The 19,427-nt window shown below is 48.1% G+C and carries 13 protein-coding genes; 4 read left to right on the top strand and 9 right to left on the bottom strand.

Annotated elements, in window-relative coordinates:
- Positions 1 to 897 (top strand): type IV pilus secretin PilQ (pilQ, locus tag RM811_RS00465; protein ID WP_402519620.1); only part of this gene is annotated, 897 nt, incomplete at its 5' end.
- A 227-nt stretch (positions 898 to 1,124) separates the two neighbouring features.
- Here the strand turns inward: pilQ and RM811_RS00460 are convergent.
- A complete protein-coding gene (locus RM811_RS00460; RefSeq protein WP_402519617.1) occupies positions 1,125 to 2,318 on the bottom strand; it encodes a hypothetical protein in 1,194 nt (397 codons plus the stop codon).
- Positions 2,319 to 2,578: 260 nt separating this feature from the next.
- Between RM811_RS00460 and RM811_RS00455 the strand changes: the two genes are divergently transcribed.
- Positions 2,579 to 3,622: a serine/threonine protein kinase gene (locus RM811_RS00455; protein ID WP_402519615.1), complete on the top strand. Its 1,044-nt coding sequence runs from the start codon at positions 2,579 to 2,581 to the stop codon at positions 3,620 to 3,622.
- On the opposite strand, the gene RM811_RS00450 is transcribed toward RM811_RS00455, so the two are convergent.
- The 7 genes from RM811_RS00450 to rpsF all read right to left on the bottom strand — a co-directional run bounded on the left by RM811_RS00450 (position 3,613) and on the right by rpsF (position 11,934).
- Positions 3,613 to 4,941: a protein kinase family protein gene (locus RM811_RS00450; RefSeq protein WP_402519612.1), complete on the bottom strand. Its 1,329-nt coding sequence runs from the start codon at positions 4,939 to 4,941 to the stop codon at positions 3,613 to 3,615. The two genes, RM811_RS00455 and RM811_RS00450, sit on opposite strands and share 10 nt — an antisense overlap.
- 92 nt (positions 4,942 to 5,033) lie before the next feature.
- Complete coding sequence (gene dnaB / locus RM811_RS00445) at positions 5,034 to 7,487, bottom strand: replicative DNA helicase (protein ID WP_402519609.1); 2,454 nt, start codon at positions 7,485 to 7,487, stop codon at positions 5,034 to 5,036.
- Positions 7,488 to 7,697: 210 nt separating this feature from the next.
- Positions 7,698 to 9,536 carry a hypothetical protein gene (locus RM811_RS00440; RefSeq protein ID WP_402519606.1) on the bottom strand — a complete coding sequence of 613 codons (1,839 nt, stop codon included), beginning with the start codon at positions 9,534 to 9,536 and terminating at the stop codon, positions 7,698 to 7,700.
- A 250-nt stretch (positions 9,537 to 9,786) separates the two neighbouring features.
- On the bottom strand, positions 9,787 to 10,233 hold the full coding sequence (gene rplI / locus RM811_RS00435) for a 50S ribosomal protein L9 (protein WP_402519603.1): 447 nt from the start codon (positions 10,231 to 10,233) through the stop codon (positions 9,787 to 9,789).
- Between the two features lie 30 nt (positions 10,234 to 10,263).
- On the bottom strand, positions 10,264 to 11,136 hold the full coding sequence (locus RM811_RS00430; RefSeq protein WP_402519600.1) for a hypothetical protein: 873 nt from the start codon (positions 11,134 to 11,136) through the stop codon (positions 10,264 to 10,266).
- Positions 11,137 to 11,157: 21 nt separating this feature from the next.
- Positions 11,158 to 11,382, bottom strand: coding sequence for a 30S ribosomal protein S18 (gene rpsR, locus RM811_RS00425; RefSeq protein ID WP_402519598.1), 225 nt, complete (start codon positions 11,380 to 11,382; stop codon positions 11,158 to 11,160).
- A gap of 78 nt (positions 11,383 to 11,460) precedes the next feature.
- Positions 11,461 to 11,934, bottom strand: coding sequence for a 30S ribosomal protein S6 (gene rpsF, locus RM811_RS00420; protein ID WP_402519596.1), 474 nt, complete (start codon positions 11,932 to 11,934; stop codon positions 11,461 to 11,463).
- Between the two features lie 329 nt (positions 11,935 to 12,263).
- Here rpsF and RM811_RS00415 point away from each other — a divergent pair, with 329 nt between their 5' ends.
- Together RM811_RS00415 and RM811_RS00410 are read left to right on the top strand one after the other, a co-directional pair.
- On the top strand, positions 12,264 to 14,048 hold the full coding sequence (locus RM811_RS00415) for an autotransporter assembly complex family protein (protein ID WP_402519594.1): 1,785 nt from the start codon (positions 12,264 to 12,266) through the stop codon (positions 14,046 to 14,048).
- Positions 14,045 to 17,938, top strand: a complete 3,894-nt coding sequence (locus RM811_RS00410; RefSeq protein ID WP_402519591.1) for a translocation/assembly module TamB domain-containing protein — start codon at positions 14,045 to 14,047, stop codon at positions 17,936 to 17,938. The genes RM811_RS00415 and RM811_RS00410 overlap by 4 nt, the downstream gene beginning before the upstream one ends.
- A 99-nt stretch (positions 17,939 to 18,037) precedes the next feature.
- Here the strand turns inward: RM811_RS00410 and asd are convergent, their stop codons facing one another.
- Positions 18,038 to 19,120, bottom strand: a complete 1,083-nt coding sequence (asd, locus tag RM811_RS00405; protein ID WP_402519588.1) for an archaetidylserine decarboxylase — start codon at positions 19,118 to 19,120, stop codon at positions 18,038 to 18,040.
- Positions 19,121 to 19,427 lie beyond the last annotated feature (307 nt).

Here is a 19,427-nt window from a genome sequence, read left to right as displayed (position 1 = left end):
TATGCAGATGCTGCTGAAATAGCTGGGGTATTGCAGGGTGATGGTGATGCCAGTCTGCTGACCGAGCGGGGTTCTGTTCAGGTGGTGGCCAGGACCAATAATTTGTTGATTAAAGATACCCAGGCCAAGCTGGATGAGTTGAGATCGCTGATTGAGCAGCTGGATATTCCGATTCGTCAGGTGATGATTGAGGCGCGTATTGTTAATCTTAATGAAAAAAATGTAAAAAACTTAGGTGTGAAGTGGTCTGGAACATCGAACACTCTAAATAAAGGTCTCAATAATTGGAATGTTGGTGCAGGGCTTACTGATAATGTTTTTACAGACTTGTCTATTTCTGATCCGACTAGTGGAATTAATATCGGTTTTGCCACAAATGGCACTGTTCTTAATTTGGAGTTGTCGGCACTTCTAAGTGATGGTGGTGGTGAGACAATTTCCCAGCCAAAAGTGATAACAGCGGATAAGAAAAAGGCAATTATTAGGTCAGGTACTGAAATTGCCTATCAAGAAAAAACCTCAAGTGGCGCTACTTCTGTAGCATTTAAGGATGCAACTCTGTCTTTGGAGGTAACACCTCAGATTACTCCTGATGGTAGTATCATAATGGACATAATAGTTAAAAATGATACAGAGGGTGACAAAGTTTATAACGGCGTCCCTGTTATCAATACTAATGAAGTGCAGACTCAATTGTTGGTAGGGGATGGAGAAACTATTGTTTTAGGTGGTGTTTTCACGAAATCCAGTACAAGTACAATCAGAAAAGTCCCCATTTTGGGTGATATTCCTTATCTTGGCAATCTTTTCAAGAGTAGAGAATCGGAAGATGTCAAGACTGAGATGCTGGTTTTCATCACACCAAAAATTATCACCGATGGTGCTTCGTTGCGTTAGACTGTTTCCATATACCTCGTTTCCACGGTCCCCCGTGGGAATGCATACCGAACCCGCCACAAATGAAACAATCAGTATGCAACTCCCACAAACCCGCGCAATACGAGGATTTTCCTCATACGGCCAGCTCCGTATGCATTCCCACGCAGAGCGTGGGAACGAGGTTAAGCGAGTGGATATATGGAGTATTGCCCGTACCCCGGAATATGATCAGCAACGATAGTTCATCACCCATAACTGCTTTTTCTACTCCCGCTTGAGCACCCAAGTGCTGCAATGCACTCATCCCAACTCAGAAGACGGGCACGGTCCGAATGACCACCGGGTATAATTTTTCGGCGAATATCGGGAAAATAGAGCAGTAATGAATTGAATTCAGCCAGATCAAAGTTGACTGAATCGTTCATGTTTTCTACGCTTTTCCAATAACGGTTAAGGTCATTTCCTATTTTCATCCCGTGGTAGAAAGGATCATTAAGGTTTGAACCAGCCATTCGATAAGCAATATCAATCGCTGCCTGAATATTCATAAAGAGGTTCCCTTTAACCTGCCCCTGGAATGCATAGTCCCGTGTAGCACTCAGCCCCGTATCAATTAACATGATGTTGCCATCCTTGTTATAGATGAGGTTACGACTTAAATCGTTATGTTCAAATTGGTGTTTTCGCACCGCATCACGCATATTACGGGCAAAATCTAACAGGGCGCGTCGAAAGACATCCGATGGCAGGCCTTCTGAAGAGGATCGGGATAAATCCTCCAGACTTTTATGGTCAATATAATCTGACAGGATGACAGAGTATTTTTCATCAGCCCGGATAAATGAAGGATCAGTGATTAAGCCGGTAAATTTTTCCCCTTTGATCGTTCCATGACAGCGCACAGCTGGCAGCAAACCCCCTGAGCCCTGTGACACCTGATCCTGAACCCGACCTTCATTCCAGAGAAAGTTCGGATCTTCTTTATTTTGGGCATGCCTGTGGATCTTGAGAACCATTAAATTATTGTTGTGGCCACGAACCTTATAGACCCTTGCTCCGGATGCGCCTCTGGGAAGTTCTCCCACTAAATCAAGGGCCGGCAGGTGAGTCAGCTCATTAGCACAGCTACTTTGCAGAGGTACAGACCTATAGGTTGACACCGTTTTTCGAACATAAGGTGACGTAATCTCAGGATTTACACCCGGTGCTCTCCGAGCGGGCCTATCGTGAAGGTATTTGCCAATCAGCACTGAAGCAGAAGCCACAGCGATCACAGCGCCGGGTATTGGCGCAACAGTACATGCCAGCACGATACCGGTAATGAAACCTGCAATAGACAGGGTAGGAACAGCGACCTTAACAATCCGGCCCCATATAGTTGGCTGATCTTTCCCTGCATCTTTTTGTGAATCTACCCCGGGTGCAGTATTCCTGCTCAATATGGGATTTCCTGAAATATCCATATGCAACCTCCAAGCTGTTACTTATGAGACTACTGTTTATAAGGAAAGTTCCCCCATAAACTTCCACGCCGCGCTTCTTCACCCATAAGTTTTCGTCATATCCTGAACGGAATGAACTACCCCACAGAGATCAGGCACCTGACTTAATTACCACTTTTCAATCTCCCAAATTGTCTATTCTGCTGTATTGGTTATAGAATCCTCGCCACAGAATACAGACTCCGTTGGAGGTCAGCATGAATAGCCCGGCTCAACACCCTTACGACCAGCTGACTCCAGACAGGGTTCTGGATGCTGTGGAGAGCCTGGGGTACATCAGTGATGCCCGTATACTGACGTTAAACAGTTATGAAAACCGGGTTTACCAGATCGGTATTGAGGAAGAAGATCCGGTTATCGCCAAGTTCTACCGGCCAGGACGCTGGAGCCGTGAGCAAATCGAGGAAGAGCATGAGTTCACCCTTGAATTACAAGCCATGGAGTTTCCTGTTGTAGCACCTATAAAAAGTGCACCTATAAAAAGTGCACCCATGAAAGTTGCGCCTGAGGCCAATAATGAAGGAAAAACCCTTCATGAATTTAACGGCTTTCTCTTTGCACTCTTTCCCCGTCAGGGCGGTCACGCGCCTGAGCTGGACAATCTGGATAATCTGCTGATCCTTGGGCGCACACTCGGTCGAATACATAAACTGGGCGCCGCAAAAGAGTTTACTTATCGACCAGAAATCAACCTGCAACGATATGGCATCGACAGCGTGGAATTTCTGCTGGAAAACGATTTTATTCCTGCGGCGCTTCATGAAGCTTATGAAACCCTGGTCCGGGATTTATTGCATCGGTTACAACGCATCGAACAGCAACACACCTGGCAATCCATCCGGGTTCACGGCGACTGCCATATTGGCAATATTCTCTGGCGCAACAATGCCCCGCATTTCGTGGATTTTGACGACACCTCAATGGCCCCCGCCATTCAGGATTTATGGATGTTGCTATCCGGTGACCGCCAGGAACAAACCCTGCAAATGGCAGAAATACTGGAAGGTTATACCGAGTTTATGGATTTTCATCCGTCTGAACTCAACCTGGTCGAATACTTTCGCACCCTGAGGTTGCTGCATTACAGTGGCTGGCTGGCCAAGCGGTGGCACGACCCTGCATTTCCCAGGGCCTTTACCTGGTTCAATACCGAACGATACTGGGCGGAGCACATTCTGGAACTGAGAGAGCAGCTGGCAGCACTGGATGAACCGCCTCTGGCAATATTTGGTCAGCTCTGAACTTTGCCTGTTCCGGCATCCAGTTGTTTAATAATGGATTCGGCATCAGGTCGCCGGGAAGACTTCAGGTCAATCATTTGCTCTATCAGAACGATAAGGGAAATAGCACTTTTGTCTCCGGCTAAATCCTTAGCCAGGGGGAGAGGGAGTGTCTGTTTACTGTTATGAAGTGCCTGGAACTCTTGCCATGTCGTGAGATCGAGCACGTTCATGTCTATCATGATCTTCACAAAAGCGATCCCGGCGGAATAGATATCCGCCTGAAAATTCTGAAGCTTTCCCGCGCGTGTTTCCGGGGCTAAATAAAATTCTGAACCAGTGACATCCGAGGGAAACTTATTATTATTTACCTGGAAGGCATTTCCCAGATCAGCAATACGCAGGTGTTTGCTATTCTGGTCAATCAGCAGATTTTCCGGTTTTATATCACGATGTATGATGTTTTCTTTTTTCAGGGCTGCCAACCCCCTGGCCAAGTGCAATAACCAGGTTCTCAGGGTACTGATACGCGCGGAATCTTCCACCGAAGCAATAGCCTTCTGCACATCCACACCCCCATCCTGCATATAAAGCCTGGATGTCACTTCTTTTTTATCAGCAGTCCCCTTGTAACCGATAAAGCCAATAACATGATCGCTCTTGATTGAATTAAGAAAAATCGCTTCCTGGTTATCTGCGGCCAACGTGGCATCTGCATCGTTGCCACCAGACTCGACAGACCGACTACGCATTACCACCCGCCTACCTCCGGACGAGGTATAACGTACAACCTCCAGCTCTTCTCTGATTTCTGATGGATCTTTTCCCGAATCAAGATATTCAGTGATGTATTCACTTAAATCAGGAATATCGCCAAGCGATAAATTATCGGGCTTCCCGCTCTTTTTCTGCCGTCTGGCCGTACTGTCCGAGTCGATGTCACTCCATAAATCACCCATTACAGCTGAAAAGTTACTATCCTCAGTATCCATAAAGATTATTTCTGAATCACTACCTTCATCACGATTCCAGCTTGAGTAAGCAGGCTCGCTGAGTAAGTCATCATCCTGATCAATCTCACTAGCCGAAGCAACGTCATCTCCGGCATCAGACCAGTCATCGTCCGACCAGTCATCGTCCGACCAGTCAGGAATCGACACCGGTCTATCCTGTGAGCAGCTATTGTGTGATTCAGAAGAAAGGGGCAACAACGGAATATTTTTTTCGCCTTCGTCAGACTTTACCCCCCTCCCGGAATGGTGCCCCCTAGCCTGTTTATCTTCATTTACCTGCATATCCGAAGGAGATTTATTCTCGCCACCCTTAGGAATTCCATCCATAGAATACCCCCTGCACCCTGATAATATTTGTTGGCTTTAATCATTTTCGGCTCATCAGGCAAAATAATAAACAGAGGGGGGAACCGTATTCGCTACTCATCATCAAAACGCCCATAAGCATCCGGCGCAAGATTCTCAAACCGGGTGTACTGACCAATAAACGCCAGTCGACAGGAACCAATAGGGCCATTTCGCTGCTTACCGATGATGATCTCTGCAACGCCTTTGTATTCCGTATCGGGGTTATAAACCTCATCCCGGTAGATAAACATGATCACGTCCGCATCCTGCTCGATGGCTCCGGATTCACGAAGATCAGAGTTGACCGGGCGTTTGTTCGGTCGTTGCTCCAAAGACCGATTCAGCTGAGAAAGAGCAACCACCGGGACTTTGAACTCCTTGGCCAGCGCTTTCAGGGAGCGGGAAATTTCCGAGATCTCGTTGGTCCGACCTTCACTAAAGCCCGGAATCTGCATCAACTGCAGATAGTCGATCATAATCAACCCAAGGTCACCGTGCTCGCGAACAATTCGCCGAACCCTGGAACGCATTTCCGATGGGCTGATACCGGCCGAATCATCAACAAACAGTTTTTTATCTTTAATGCGTTCCACCGCCGAGAGTAATTTGGGCCAGTCTTCCTCTTCCAGCTGACCACTTCTCACCTTGGACTGGTTAATACGCCCAAGGGACGAAAGCATACGCATCATCAGCTGTTCACTGGGCATCTCCAGACTGAACACCATCACGCCTTTTTCGCTGTTCAGCAGGGCATTTTCCACCAGGTTCATGGCGAAGGTGGTGTTATGAACGTAAAAATCTTCTGCCACAAAATTGTGGGTACCCGCCACAGTCAGGTCATAAACCTGCTTTTCCCCCTGAGGCTCAATGGCCACAATACGATCCCAGTAGATATCGGAACGGGAAAGGTTTCTTAAGTAACCATCGTTAAACATTTCGGCAAAAAATGCGGTTCGCTGACGGCTGAGACCACGCTGGCTTACACCATTAAGATGAGGATTATAATTCTCCGGATACTCGACTCCCGCAGCGGTGAATATTTCCCGCCAGCTGCGTGCACCTTTCAGCTTCAGAATATAGTCGCAGACAGAGTCCGGCAGGGTATCATTCTTGTCATGAGAATTATCATGAGGCTGTTTTTCTGCCAGAGCTTGTTGAATAGCTGCAATACGATCCTCTTTGGCAAAGATCCCGATCTCATTAATGAAGATTTTAAGAGATGACTGGTTCAGAATTTCCAGTTCGTAAGGCACTTGAGCGCCTTCGTACTTATTGACCTTTTCCCGCACCTTGGCATTGATACCAAAGCGCAGCAGCAAATGCTGAACCCCTGAAACCAGTTTAAAACTGGACGATGAATAAGAGACACGACACTGCCCGTTTTTCTGGACGAAAGCACTGCCATCACAGGCAAACAGATGCCGAAGGAACAAAGCCATCTGCTCTCTACCCAGCTGATAGACAACTTCCGGGAGTTCTTTCTCATAAGCCAATGCCTTGATTTTATGCTCAGCCAATGACAACCGGCCAAATACCGGAAGCGCCCTGGGAACCGCCACCCGATCCCCGGCTTTGAGTGCGCCAAGCTGCTGCCAGCCTGACTCTGAAAGGAAAGGGTGGGTCAGGGTGGTTTCGATGGTTCTGCCCAGTGCCGTAGTAACTTTGAAAACAGGCTTGAAACCATCATCAACAAATGCCGTGGGACTGGCAGGGGTCAAACGAAAATCATCATTCAATGACAGCAGGGCTCCGGATTCACGCGCTACAATATCGTCAATGACTTCCAGAACCCCAGTCTCCGGATCAATAACCCGACTACCAGAAACAATACACTTCCCCATGGAAGGTCGTGCAGCAACAATCACCATATCCGATGCCTGCAGACCCGAGGTCATTACATCCAGATCTTTAAACCCGGTGGTGACACCGGTAATGGCATCGCCGGTATGAAAGAGTTCATCAATTTTCTTAACCGTTTTATCCAGAATCTCCCGGATACCCACCGGACCACCGGTATTGGGACGATCTTCGGCAATGTTAAACACCAGTCGTTCAGCTTCATCAAGAATGGTCTTGCTGTCTTTGCCTTCCGGGTGATAAGCACTGTCGGCAATTTTCTGGCCGGTGTTGATCAGTTTGCGAAGGACTGACCGCTCAAAAATAATGTCGGCGTAGGCACTGATATTGGCAACACTGGGAACACTGCCGGACAGCTCGGCCAGGTACACCAGCCCACCCACGTCATCCAGTTCACCCCGGTTTTCCAGAATTTCGGCAACGGTCAGTGGGTCAAAGGGTTTCGTCTCGTTACTGAGGGTACTGATGGCGGTGTATATCAGGCGATGTCCGGGATTATAAAAGGCATCCGACGTCAGTTTATCACCCACCCGATCCAGGGCCTGATTATCCAGCATCAGGCCACCGAGCACCGATTGCTCCGCTTCTATTGAGTGAGGGGGAGTTTTGATGGCAATGGTAGCTTCATCAATGGGAAGCTCAAGCTCTCTGGGTAGTGCATCCAGCATATTGGTGATCTGAGAAAAAAGACTGATGGCAGATCAGGATAACTGATTCAGGTATCCGGATGAAATAGCCATTTTTCATCGATAGTGGTCAGCAGGCAGATGATGGGTAATCCGGCTACTTTTCACCAGATGAATTTACCATGGCCGATAGGGTGTCGAGGGCGTTAGGTCCTGATGATACCGTTCTTCTATATACCCGACAGCTGTTTACTAACCCGGAAACAGTTTCTGTATAATCGTTCTGGTTCCCTGATAGCCAATAAAGCTACAGGCAGTGCCAACCGGGTTCTGGGCAGCCCTTGCCAGCAAAAAGCTCTTGGGCACGGCGTAACTCAGAAATGATTTCAATTGACCATCACCCAGTCGGGGTTCAATCCAGTGGCAATAGGTACTACCCAAGCCACCCAGGAGACAGCCTGGTATCTGGCCAAACAGATAGCCCCTGACCATGCTGTAAACCAGTGAGCTGCAGGCATCCTGCAACCCGAATCTGTCCATAAGTTCATCAAGCAAACCAGAGGCAGCACCATACTTTATACTGTAATCTATGCCATCTACACTGGTTCCGGGGGTTGTTTCTTCTGTTAAAGAGGTTATTGCGGTTAAATTCCCGTCCCTCAGACCCCTTCCATGCGCTTCGCTAACAATGGGAAGGAAGCGGGGTTGTATAAGCGTCTGCTGAGCATCCCACAAATATTCTTCCTCGGATCCAACAACCCCCCACTCTTTCATGGGGTTGGAAAATAAATGAGTCATGTTTGATAGTTGCTGCCGATCAAACATGACACCAAAGCCAGCATCTTCAAAAGAATAGAATTCATAATCAACGCCCTCCTGAGCTGAATATTGCTCCCAGCATTCATTTATCGTTGGATAAATATTTTTTTTCGAGTGTTCGTGTTTTTCAGAATTCAGACACAGCCTTATTGATGGGTCTTCATTTGCATTTTCCTTTAAGCTTCTAACCAGAGATGCGGCATATGCCGAATTTAACATAGTTCCCAGTAATAACGCCTGGAAGTCCCGATCACTTTTGAAACATTTTAGACTTAGAAATTCGGAACAATCATGAACGGAATATCTATCAAAATATAGGCAGTTTAAAAAACACATATTTTCAATCTGAGATTGAGAATCAATGATGCTACCAAGCGTAATATAGGCAGATTCTGCAAGGTGTAACTCATCTCCGGACTTGTTAATTTGCCATCTGGGCTCATCTATATATGATTTTATCCGAGCCAGAGTAGATCTGGCCAGGTCATTAGCCGCAGCCCGAGAATTGATTTCCTTAAAAGCAAAAGTAATACGAACAATCATAACGATATCTGCGATACCTTTAATCTCTATCCAAGTGTATCCATTTAATGTCTTAAAAAATTCAAAATCAAAAAGAACGCTTATCTCAGTTTCATCCCCTTGATCAATAAAGATCCCACCCCTTAAACTAATGGGCATAGCGGCTCTTGTAACGTTGAGAGAGATACTTCTGGCACCAAGGGGAGCTAAACTGTCGGCATCAATTACAGCAACAGAATCTAATGTTTTATCGAGAGAATAAGCATAGGCTGGACAAATTAACTGATAGGCCACAGATCTGAAGTGGCCATAGTCAAAACCTTCCTCCTTGAGGGGAAGTGGAATTTTTTTGAAAAGATCCATGCCGGTTTTTAAACTGTCTGTGCCAAATTTTTCCTTAATAAAGTCGTGAATGTCACTTTTATGCTCTTTATTTTCCACATGAACAAACATCACGCCGATATCAGAGAGCCTATCGTATAAACTCTTTGAACCCGGTGAAGGTTTCCGTAATAATTCTTCAGTCTTTTTATCAATAATAATAATGCTTCTTCCCTCCAGTGGTTTGCCATCGGTATGGAAATCGTTCAGAGACCTTTCAATATATTTTATGCCGGCCTCCATGGCATTGAGTACCACGCGACAAAAAGCACGCTTTGTATTCTTTGCCTGTGACTGATCGTGTATTTGCCCGAGAAGCAGAGAATCCTTATTTACGTTGTCTTGCACCGGAGCCAGATTATCAGGCATCTTCTGAAACTCCTGTCGCCCACCCTGTTAACCCATTAACCCCCTGACTTTCCTGACTTTGCTGAGCAATAGCAAAAGTACCAACGAAATTTGGCATTTTCTATTCCCTCAATTTTATGATTCGAGTTTTTTATGACCACAAAAATCCACACACGTTCACAAATCACCGCGTGCCTTACAAATTATTTATATAAAAAAACCCGGAAACTCACCAGAGTCCCGGGTTTTTACAATCGGTCAATCGAGCCAATTACTCAGCTTCGATAAATACCTTAATCGTTGCAGCAACATCAGTGTGCAGCTGAACACCAACATCGTACTCACCAACAGCACGGATCGGGCCGTCTGGCAGACGGATTTCGCTCTTGGCAACAGTAACACCGGCAGACGTGATGGCTTCAGCCAGGTCACGGGCACCGATAGAACCGAACAGCTTGCCTTCGTCGCCAGCTTTGGCAACCAGCGTCAGTTCGATTTCAGCCATTTCAGCAGCACGCTTCTCAGCTTCACTATGCTGGTCAGTCGCGGCCTTTTCCAGCTCGGAACGACGAACTTCAAAAGTGGTCAGATTCACAGCAGTGGCAGGCAGAGCCTTACCAAAAGGAATCAGAAAGTTACGGCCATAACCGTTTTTAACGGTGACCTTATCGCCCAGCTTGCCAAGCTTGGCAATTTTTTCGAGCAGGATCACTTCCATTTCGCTAGCCTCTATATTATCTGGTACCCGTCATCCCTTATGCAGTCGGTTTGCCGCGCGGGCGCGAAAATCAAACAGACTGTCCAGGCATGCGGTTAAAACAATGACCGGGTACGCTAATTGCGTGACAAAGATCAGCAGGATGTAAAACCCTACCAGCCAGAAGCTTCCCAGTTGTCTCATTCCTACCAGCCCGTGGATCATGCTAAGACCCGCCACCAGCAATGGCAGCGTGGCTGCAGGAACCAGCACCAGCAGGAAAGGAACGAAAGCGGCACCCACCAGGGTGAACGCCAGAAGCCCCATGGCCACCGTCAATGGCAGGCGAATCCGTTGAAACTCTTCACGGAATCCACCCGGGTTATATAACTGTGACTGCCAGGATCTGGCCAGCACTAACCCAAGTATGCAGCTCACCAGGTCAAACCAGGTGACTACACCAATAACACCGTATTCCACCAGCGGTCTGAGGCCTGCTACCAAGTCGTCCGTAGACTGCCCTGTCTGCTGAACATAGTCATGGATAAATGCCATGACCAGATCGCTAATCAGGGAGATCTGTTGTGGAGCCAGCTGAGCCATCACCAGAGCAACCAATGCTCCGGCTGGCAACAGCGCCAGTAGCGTTTTTTGCCAGGAAACCGTTTGGCGTAATACCAGTGCCAACATGACGGTAGTTGTCAAACCAATGATCGTGGAGAACTGTCCCATGGCTGCCCAGGCTATGCCCGGCAACACCGCCCAGGCGAGAAGTTTCAGCCCCTCAGCAGTACCACGACGCAGTACTACCAAAGAAATAATGGCTGCACTCACCCAGAACAACATGGGAATACAGGCGAACACCATGGCCAGGACCATTGCCTGTTTCGGGCCACGCATTGCCAGTTCCGCCAGTCCACGCATCAGCTATACCCTATGAATAAATCAGTGGCGATCGGTGAATGGCAGCAGGGCCACGTAACGAGCGCGCTTGATCGCTGTTGCCAGCTGACGCTGGTAACGAGCCTTGGTACCGGTGATACGGCTAGGAACGATCTTGCCAGTTTCAGATACATAAGCTTTCAGAGTGTTCAGATCTTTGTAATCGATCTCTTTCACGCCTTCAGCGGTAAAACGGCAGAACTTTCTGCGACGGAAAAAACGTGCCATGACAACGTCTCCTTGAATTTTATGCTTGTATGGTAAAAAGCCGGATTAAGCATGAGCCTGACTATAAACAGTCAGGTCTTACTCTTCAGACTCTTCTACTTCGTCTTCAACGGCTTCTACAGCTTCGTCAGAGGTACGCTCTTCACTGCGGCCTTCACTGCGGCCTTCACTGCGGTCATCACGGCGGTCATCACGACGATCGTCACGACGGTCATCACGACGGTCACGCTTCTCTTCAGACTGCAGCATGATGGAGCCTTCAGTAACAGCTTCATCACGACGAATAACCATGTTACGGATAACCGCGTCGTTGTAGCGGAAGTTTTCCGTCAGCTCATCCAGGGTTTCGTTACCACACTCAATGTTCATCAGAACGTAGTGAGCCTTGTGGATCTTGTTGATTGGGTAAGCCAGCTGGCGACGGCCCCAATCTTCAAGACGGTGTACCTTGCCACCATTTTCGGTAATAGCGCGAGTGTAGCGCTCAACCATGGCAGGTACTTGCTCGCTCTGGTCAGGATGGACCAGAAAAACGATTTCGTAATGACGCATTATTTGCTCCTTACGGGTTGAATAGCCTTCTGCATTTTTTACCTCCGACACCCGTCGAAAAGATTCTATAAAGCAGTAAGGCAAGGAGGGTGTGAACGCAGGCGTTCACTGTTTACTACACTCACAGCGACTCAATTCTCTTTACCAGAGACATCGCAGGGAGTGAAGTATACGCCGGACAGATTGGCCAGAGCATACAAAGAGCGGGAATTCTAGAGATTTGTGTCGTTGGTTGCAAGGGGGCTGATTGCCTGACCCATCGGTAATATCCGGTACCAAAGTGGTGATTTACCATTTAAGGAGTAGCATCAACCCACTATCATTGAATTATGGCCGACCTCAATAACCCCTTATTTACCTGTACACCGAAACGCCGAATTGGCCTGTGGCTTCTTATTATCCTGTTTTTTTCTGCAACGGCCCTGGCGGCAAAGCCTCTAACCTATAAGATCAATGGGTTAGACAAAGCACTCAAACAAAATGCCACACTGTATCTGGATAACCTGCCCACCATTAAGCCAAAACAGTTTAACGAATACCGGCATGAAATCCGGGAGGCTCTGCAAAATTCGTTAATGGCTCTGGGTTACTACCAGCCCACCATCGAATTTAACCGCAGTAAGAAACCGCCAAACCAGCTAAGCATCAATATTAACCCCGGTCAGCCCGTCATCATCAAATCCGTGCAGATAGACCTGGCAGGGGATGCTGAAAAAGACCGGGCATTCAAGCGGCTGATAAAGCAGAATCCGTTAAGAGTGGGCGATGTCCTCAATGACGGTAAATATGAGTCACTGAAAACAGAACTCAATAATCTGGCGATTACCCGCGGCTATTTTGATGCTGAACTGGTTGAGCATCAGATCAACGTCTATCCGGCCAGGCATGGGGCTGACATTGTCCTGACCATAAAATCCGGCAGGCGATACACGTTCGGCCCGGTAATTTATGACGACTCGGTTACCGAAACCACCCGGGAACTGCTCAATACTATTATCCATCCCGTTATCAATGGTGAACAGGGTCAGAAGTATCGCTCTGAAAAGCTCAGCCAGCTGAACATGGACTTTTCAGCGACCGGATACTTTAAATCCATTGAAGTTCGCCCCCTGAAAGATCAGGCAGTGGACGGTGAAATCCCCATTTTTGTCAGTGTCATCCCGAAAACGGCCTGGGAGCTGGAGACCGGTATTGGCTTTTCAACGGATGAAGGCCCGAGAGTTTCCCTGAGCATTGATAAGCCCTGGATGGACGAAAAAGGTCATAGCTTTACCAGCGATCTCAAAGTGTCCGGTGAAGTCAACGAACTGAGTGGGCGCTATAAAATTCCTTATGGTAATCCGCTGCTGGAATATTACAGCCTGGACGGCGGTTACCAGAGAACAATGGTTCAGAATACCGACAGCCAACTGGTTTCTGCCTCCATCAATAAATGGAAGAAGCGTCCGGGCAACTGGGATCAGGACTTCTTTATACGGGTAGAGTATGAAGACTACACTCAGGGTTTGCAGAACAGCAGCAGCCTGCTGTTAATCCCCGGCATGTCTTTTGATCGTCGGAAAGCCGTTGGTAATCCGATGGATCCCCGATCCGGCAGCCTCTATAACGTAAAAATAGAAACCTCTGCCCGAGCCTGGCAGTCCGATGCGGACTTTATAAAAATCTGGGGACGAGCCAAGTGGTTGACGACCTTCTATCAACATCACCGATTCATCAGCCGGGTGGAGCAAGGGGCAATCTGGGTAGATGAGATCAAAAACATTCCTCCCTCCATTCGTTTCTTTACCGGTGGCGACCAGACCATTCGCGGCTACAGCTATGAGAGTATTTCTCCAAGAGACAGCAGCGACCAGCTGACGGGTGGCCTGTACCTCTCCGTGGCCAGTGTTGAATATAACTATGATATTTTTGATAACTGGCGGATTGCCTTCTTTGTCGACAGCGGTACTGCAACCAACGCCTACAAAAAAGATCAGGTTGAATGGAAAACCGGTGTCGGCCCCGGAATACGCTGGATTACCCCCCTGGGGCCTTTGAGGCTGGACTTTGCCTTTGCGGTCAGTGACCCCGGCTCCCCCTGGCGAATCCATTTTTCCATGGGGCCTGATCTATGAGTGGCTCTCACAACAGTGAATCAGAAAGAGCGGCAACTGCCCCCAAAGCACCCGATCAACATCCGGTGAAAAAAGCGTCTCTGGCAAGAAAAATCGTATTGGTTACGGTTGGCTCTTTGGTCATAGTGCTCTTACTGGCATCATTACTGCTATTTACCCACACTGGTAATACCTTTATCTGGCGGCAGCTGAACAATGCCCTTCCGGCACTCGGTGGTGAGCTGACTGAAGGGCAGTTGATGACCGGCTGGAGTATCAGGAATCTTCAATGGCAAGACAACCTGGTTTCATTTCAGGCGGACGAGGTAACGCTCAAGTGGCAGCCTGGAAAGTTCTTTACATCAAAAGAGCTGCCCATCCAACTGGTCGACGTCAAAGGGGGGAATCTGGAGATTCTGCCAGCAACGGAAGAAACAAAACCACCAGCATCTACCACAACCGCTTCCACCATCAATATCCCCCTGGATATTCTGATCAATCAGATCAATATCCAGAATTTTAACTTCTCCATTGCCGGAACCCGGATATCCCTGGAAACCTTTGAAGCCAGCGCCCGTTTGCAGGATAACCAGCTATCTATTCCTGAGATGCTGGCAGACAATCTTCAGATTCTGTTAACGTCTCAGGAAGGCTCAACCGCCAATATAAAGGCTTCAACACCCGAAAAGCAGCCAACAACAGGAATTGACCTCTCAACAGTCACACTGCCGGAAATAAAGCTCCCGATTCCCATCCGCCTGGAACAATTCACGCTGACGAATGCCCGTTATCAGCAGGGTGAAATCAACGAAGTACTCAACAGGCTGGAGCTCAGTTTCAACTGGCAAGCGACGCATATCACAGACCTGAAGCTTAAGGCGGATCAAACCAGGGCAAATATCCTGTTAGACGGCCATATTCAGCTATCTGAACATTATCCATTGAGCCTTAATCTGGAAGCCACCATTCTCGATGATTTCAATATTCCTGAGCTGGCAGCCATTAAAGGGGAAGAAGTATCCCTGAAGGCATCCGGAGATTTAAGCCAGCTACAGTTGCAACTCTCCACTCAAGGCGCAATCAACACCTCACTTGAGGGAAATATGGCTCCTTTGGCCCCGAACTTCCCGGTAAACTTCGCGTTGAAGTGGCCAAAGATACAGTGGCCTTTACAACAAGAAACACCCGGATTTTCAGCCTCCGACGGCTTAATCAAGATGACTGGCAACCTTAATCAGTACCAGCTCTCACTGGCTACCTCGGTAAAAGTGGCGGAACAACCCGTCACCCGGCTCAGCTTGCAATCCTCTGGCAGCCTGGAACAGCTGACTATAAAAGAGCTATCGGTCAGCCCTGTCGGTGCAACGACCCTTTCAGAAAAGCCACTGAAACTGACCGGAAAGGTGAGCTGGAAAGAGGGGATTCACTGGCAAGGGCAAATTCATCTCACCCAGCTGAAGCCTGAGGTGTGGCTGCCCAATATTCCCGGCACTCTGAACGGCAAGATAAATACTGACTTTGCCATGATTAATGACTCATGGCAGCTGAGTGTTCCGGAACTCAACGTCACCGGCTCATTACTGAATAAAACCGTTGCCGCCACTGGCAAGCTGGAGGCTGATAATCAAGTTCGACCCATGGCTGCGTTACCTTTCAAGGTTAACGTTGACAACCTCTATGCCGCATTTGGAGAGAACCGCTTGAGCATTAGCGGACAAATCGCTGAGCAGTTGTCCCTGAAAGCCAGTCTTGATGCAAAAGCACTGGATGAACTGACTCCCGATTTGAAAGGCTCATTGCAAGGCAACTTCCAACTGACGGGGAGTGATAAACAGCCAACGTTATCTTTTGGTTTTGACAGTCCGTCCATTAACTTTCAACAGACCAGCGTCACCCGGTTGCAGATTAATGGTGAATTGACCAAAACAACACGGTTAGCAGGTAAAGCCCGTGTCGAAGTGGGTGCATTAAACAACGGTAGCATTCAACTGCAGCAGCTGGTACTGACCGCCAGTGGCAATGAACAGAATCATCAAATAGCGTTCAAGTCTCAGGGTGAACCGGTATCCGGTGAGCTACTGATTAAAGGCGTTTGGCAAGGCGTTTCAGAGAAGCCTCATGGGAAAAAAAGTGGCCAGTGGCAGGGGCAGTTAGCCAGTGCCCGAATCGTCACGCCCGTGGATGACTGGTCCCTGGAAAAACCCGTGGCTATTCTACTGAACACGACGGGAGACGTAGAACTGACCGATCAATGCTGGCTTGCCAAACCGGCCAGGTTCTGTGTCGATGCCTCACAATTTTCAGCCAGTCACGGCACCACACGCTTTCAGCTGTCAGACTTCAACCTTTCCAGCCTGAACCCGTTTTTACCCGGCAACCTTTCCTGGAAAGCCATACTTTCTGGCAATGGTGATATTCAATGGGATGGTGGCCAGCCCATCGCTCACCTGCAGATTCAAACCACTCCCGGAGAGGTTGTCAGCAACTCAGACAACCCGGTTTCTGTGAAATACCAGCAGCTCTCCACAGCCATCACATTGAATGAAGATGACCTGACGGCCCGATTTGATTTTCAATCAAAACAACTGGGAGCCGCCCATATCAATCTGGCCATCGACAACATACAAGGTGATCAGAAGCTCAGTGGGCAAGCCAATCTGCAGGATATGCGCCTGTACTTCCTGCAACCCCTGATCCCGGACATTAATAATATTGATGGCGTTTTGACGGCTGACACCCGCCTGGGTGGAACACTGAAAGAGCCCTTACTGTTCGGCAGACTGGAGCTCAGCCAGGGGCAGATGGTCGCCCGGCAGGAAATGGTGAAAGTCAGTAATCTGGTCACCGTGCTTACTGTGGATGGTACTAAGGGCAAGGTCAGTGGTGGCATGAAAGTGGGTAATGGTGAAATGACGCTGTCAGGCCTCCTTGACTGGCAACAGATGCCGCCTACCGGTGTTATTGAAATAAAAGGGCAAAACCTTGAAGCCAAAGTCCCCGGAATACTACAGCTAAAAGCATCCCCCGACCTGAAGCTGACCCTTGGAGACACTCAAACCCTGACCGGAAAAATCACCATTCCCTGGGCAAGGGTCAGAATCAAACAACTGCCAAAACAGGCGGTTACCCCCTCTGCCGATGTTGTGATTATCACCCCGGGAACCAAAGCCCCCCTGATTCAGGCGGGTCCGCCATTTTCTATGGATGTCAGCGTCGAATCAGGCAAAGACATCAAAATTAACGCCTATGGCCTGAAATCAGACCTGGGTGGTCATTTACTACTGGTTCAGCAACCCGCCAAACCACTGGTTGCTGATGGTTCCATTCAGCTTATCAACGGGCGTTATCATCAGTTGGGTCAGGACCTGCTGATTAAAGAGGGAAACATCATTTTCTCCGGCCCACTCTCCAGCCCTTATCTTGCGGTGAACGCCATTCGAAACCCGGAAAGTATAGAAGACGATGTCACTGTAGGTATTCAGGTAAGCGGGCCTCCAACCCGGCCTGAATTCTCCATCTATTCCGACCCTTCCATGTCGCAACAGGAGCAGTGGTCTTACTTGCTAAGGGGTCGGGGTCTGGAAGAATCTGGCGACAGTTCCGCCGTGCAATCCATGTTGATTGGCTTTGGCGTCAGTCAATTCGGAGGCGTAGTAACAACGATCGGTGAAAAGATAGGTCTGTCTGATGTCACTCTCGATACCCAGGGAAGTGGTGACGATACTCAAGTCACCATTGGCGGCACCATTGCCCCTGGCCTTCGGGTTCAATACGGTGCGGGCGTTTTTAACTCCATCGCTGAAGTCAAAGTGCGTTATGAATTAATGCCCCGGCTGTATCTTCAGGCAGTGAGCGGCATTTCTCAGGCTATTGATCTCTTCTATCAATTCAAAATTGAAACCGGAAAATAAAGGCCGTTGCCCGCTACCCGCCGCCCGCTACCCGCAAAAGCGGCTCTGGCTTTTTCGGGCAGCGTTCGTTGAAATGGGAAAGTTATTTAAGGACGATTCCTAAGGCGTTAATAGTGAACCAATCTCTTGCCCCATCCTGACTTTTTGACCACTGCCAAGACTCTCCAGCCAACCAACTTTGTCTTGACCAAAAAGACAGATCACTGTTGAGCCGATGCGGAATGCACCAAGGTCATCCCCGGTTTTATACTCTTTATTTTCTGTGTCGAAGTTTGTTACACAAGGCCCATCTTTTTTACGAGGCTTGATAACGCCACCAGCCCAATCGGTTTCAATGCTGGATACGTTAATCGCACCGACCATTATCATTGCCATTGGCCCCTGCGCTGTTTCGAAAATACAAACGAGACGCTCATTTCTGGCAAACAAACGATCAATGTTTCTCGAGGCTTTGGGGCTGACGGAAAACAGCTTGCCCGGTATGTGGATGGTTTTTTTCAATGTTCCAACCGCTGGCATATGAAAACGGTGATAATCCCCCGGGGATAAATAGATATTGGCATAGCTACCCCCCATAAAGGCCCTGGCCAGCTGCTCATCCCCGCCCAGCAGTTCCTGTACCGTGTAAGAACGTCCTTTAGCCTGGATAAGCTGGCCATCCTTAATCTCGCCTATCGCACTGATTGTACCATCCACCGGTGAGGCAACCTTGCCTTCTGAAGCAATAGTCCTCGCACCTTTTTCCAGCTTACGGGTGAAGAACTCATTGAAGCACTTATAATCCGCTGCTTTTTTCTTCACCGCTTCCTGTAAATTAATTTTATGCATCCAGACAAACTTGCGGATGAGCCAGTTTTTAATGGGTCTGTTTGTACAATCTGCTATTTTTCCAAACAGTTTCGAGCAGGCTTTGTGTGGCAGCTTCATCTGAAGTTTAATGGTCAGTTTTTCTGTACGTTTGGCCATCACCTTCCGTATTGAATAAGCACGCCTTTTAATCCGTAATTTCTTGAGAGGTTTTATGCACCTGCCTCTCAGCGTCGCTAGCTTATGGGTAGCAACCCGGAGGGGATAGCCTTGTCGGGATACAGTTTTGGTGACCGGAAGCTGTTTATCGCGACACGGGGCTGTACCAGGCATACCGGCACCACTACCTGAAAATATGTTTATTGGTGATGCCATAAACCCTCCCCGGTAACGAATTCCTTTTGCATGATTATTGGACTTGACTAGACTCCAAGACTGCTTGAGCAGCAGCGAATAAATGTTTTACGCTATATCTCAAACACTATAAGCATGACTGAAGAGTCTGGGTATTGGACTTTGGTCTTTGTGATGAAACTTAAAGGGAGTAATAACCACTTATTATTCTTATTTTGAATATAAAAATGATTCATCAGACATATTTAATTCCTATTAATGAGTCAGTAATTCGTATCCACCTCCAACCCGTATAGAAATGGCTGGCCAGTGCTCAAGAAGAACTCAA

This window comes from Endozoicomonas sp. (genome assembly GCF_031844845.1).
Lineage (GTDB): Bacteria > Pseudomonadota > Gammaproteobacteria > Pseudomonadales > Endozoicomonadaceae > Endozoicomonas.
The sequence above is the reverse complement of the archived record's forward strand: the minus strand, read 5'-3'. Positions and strand labels throughout refer to the sequence as shown.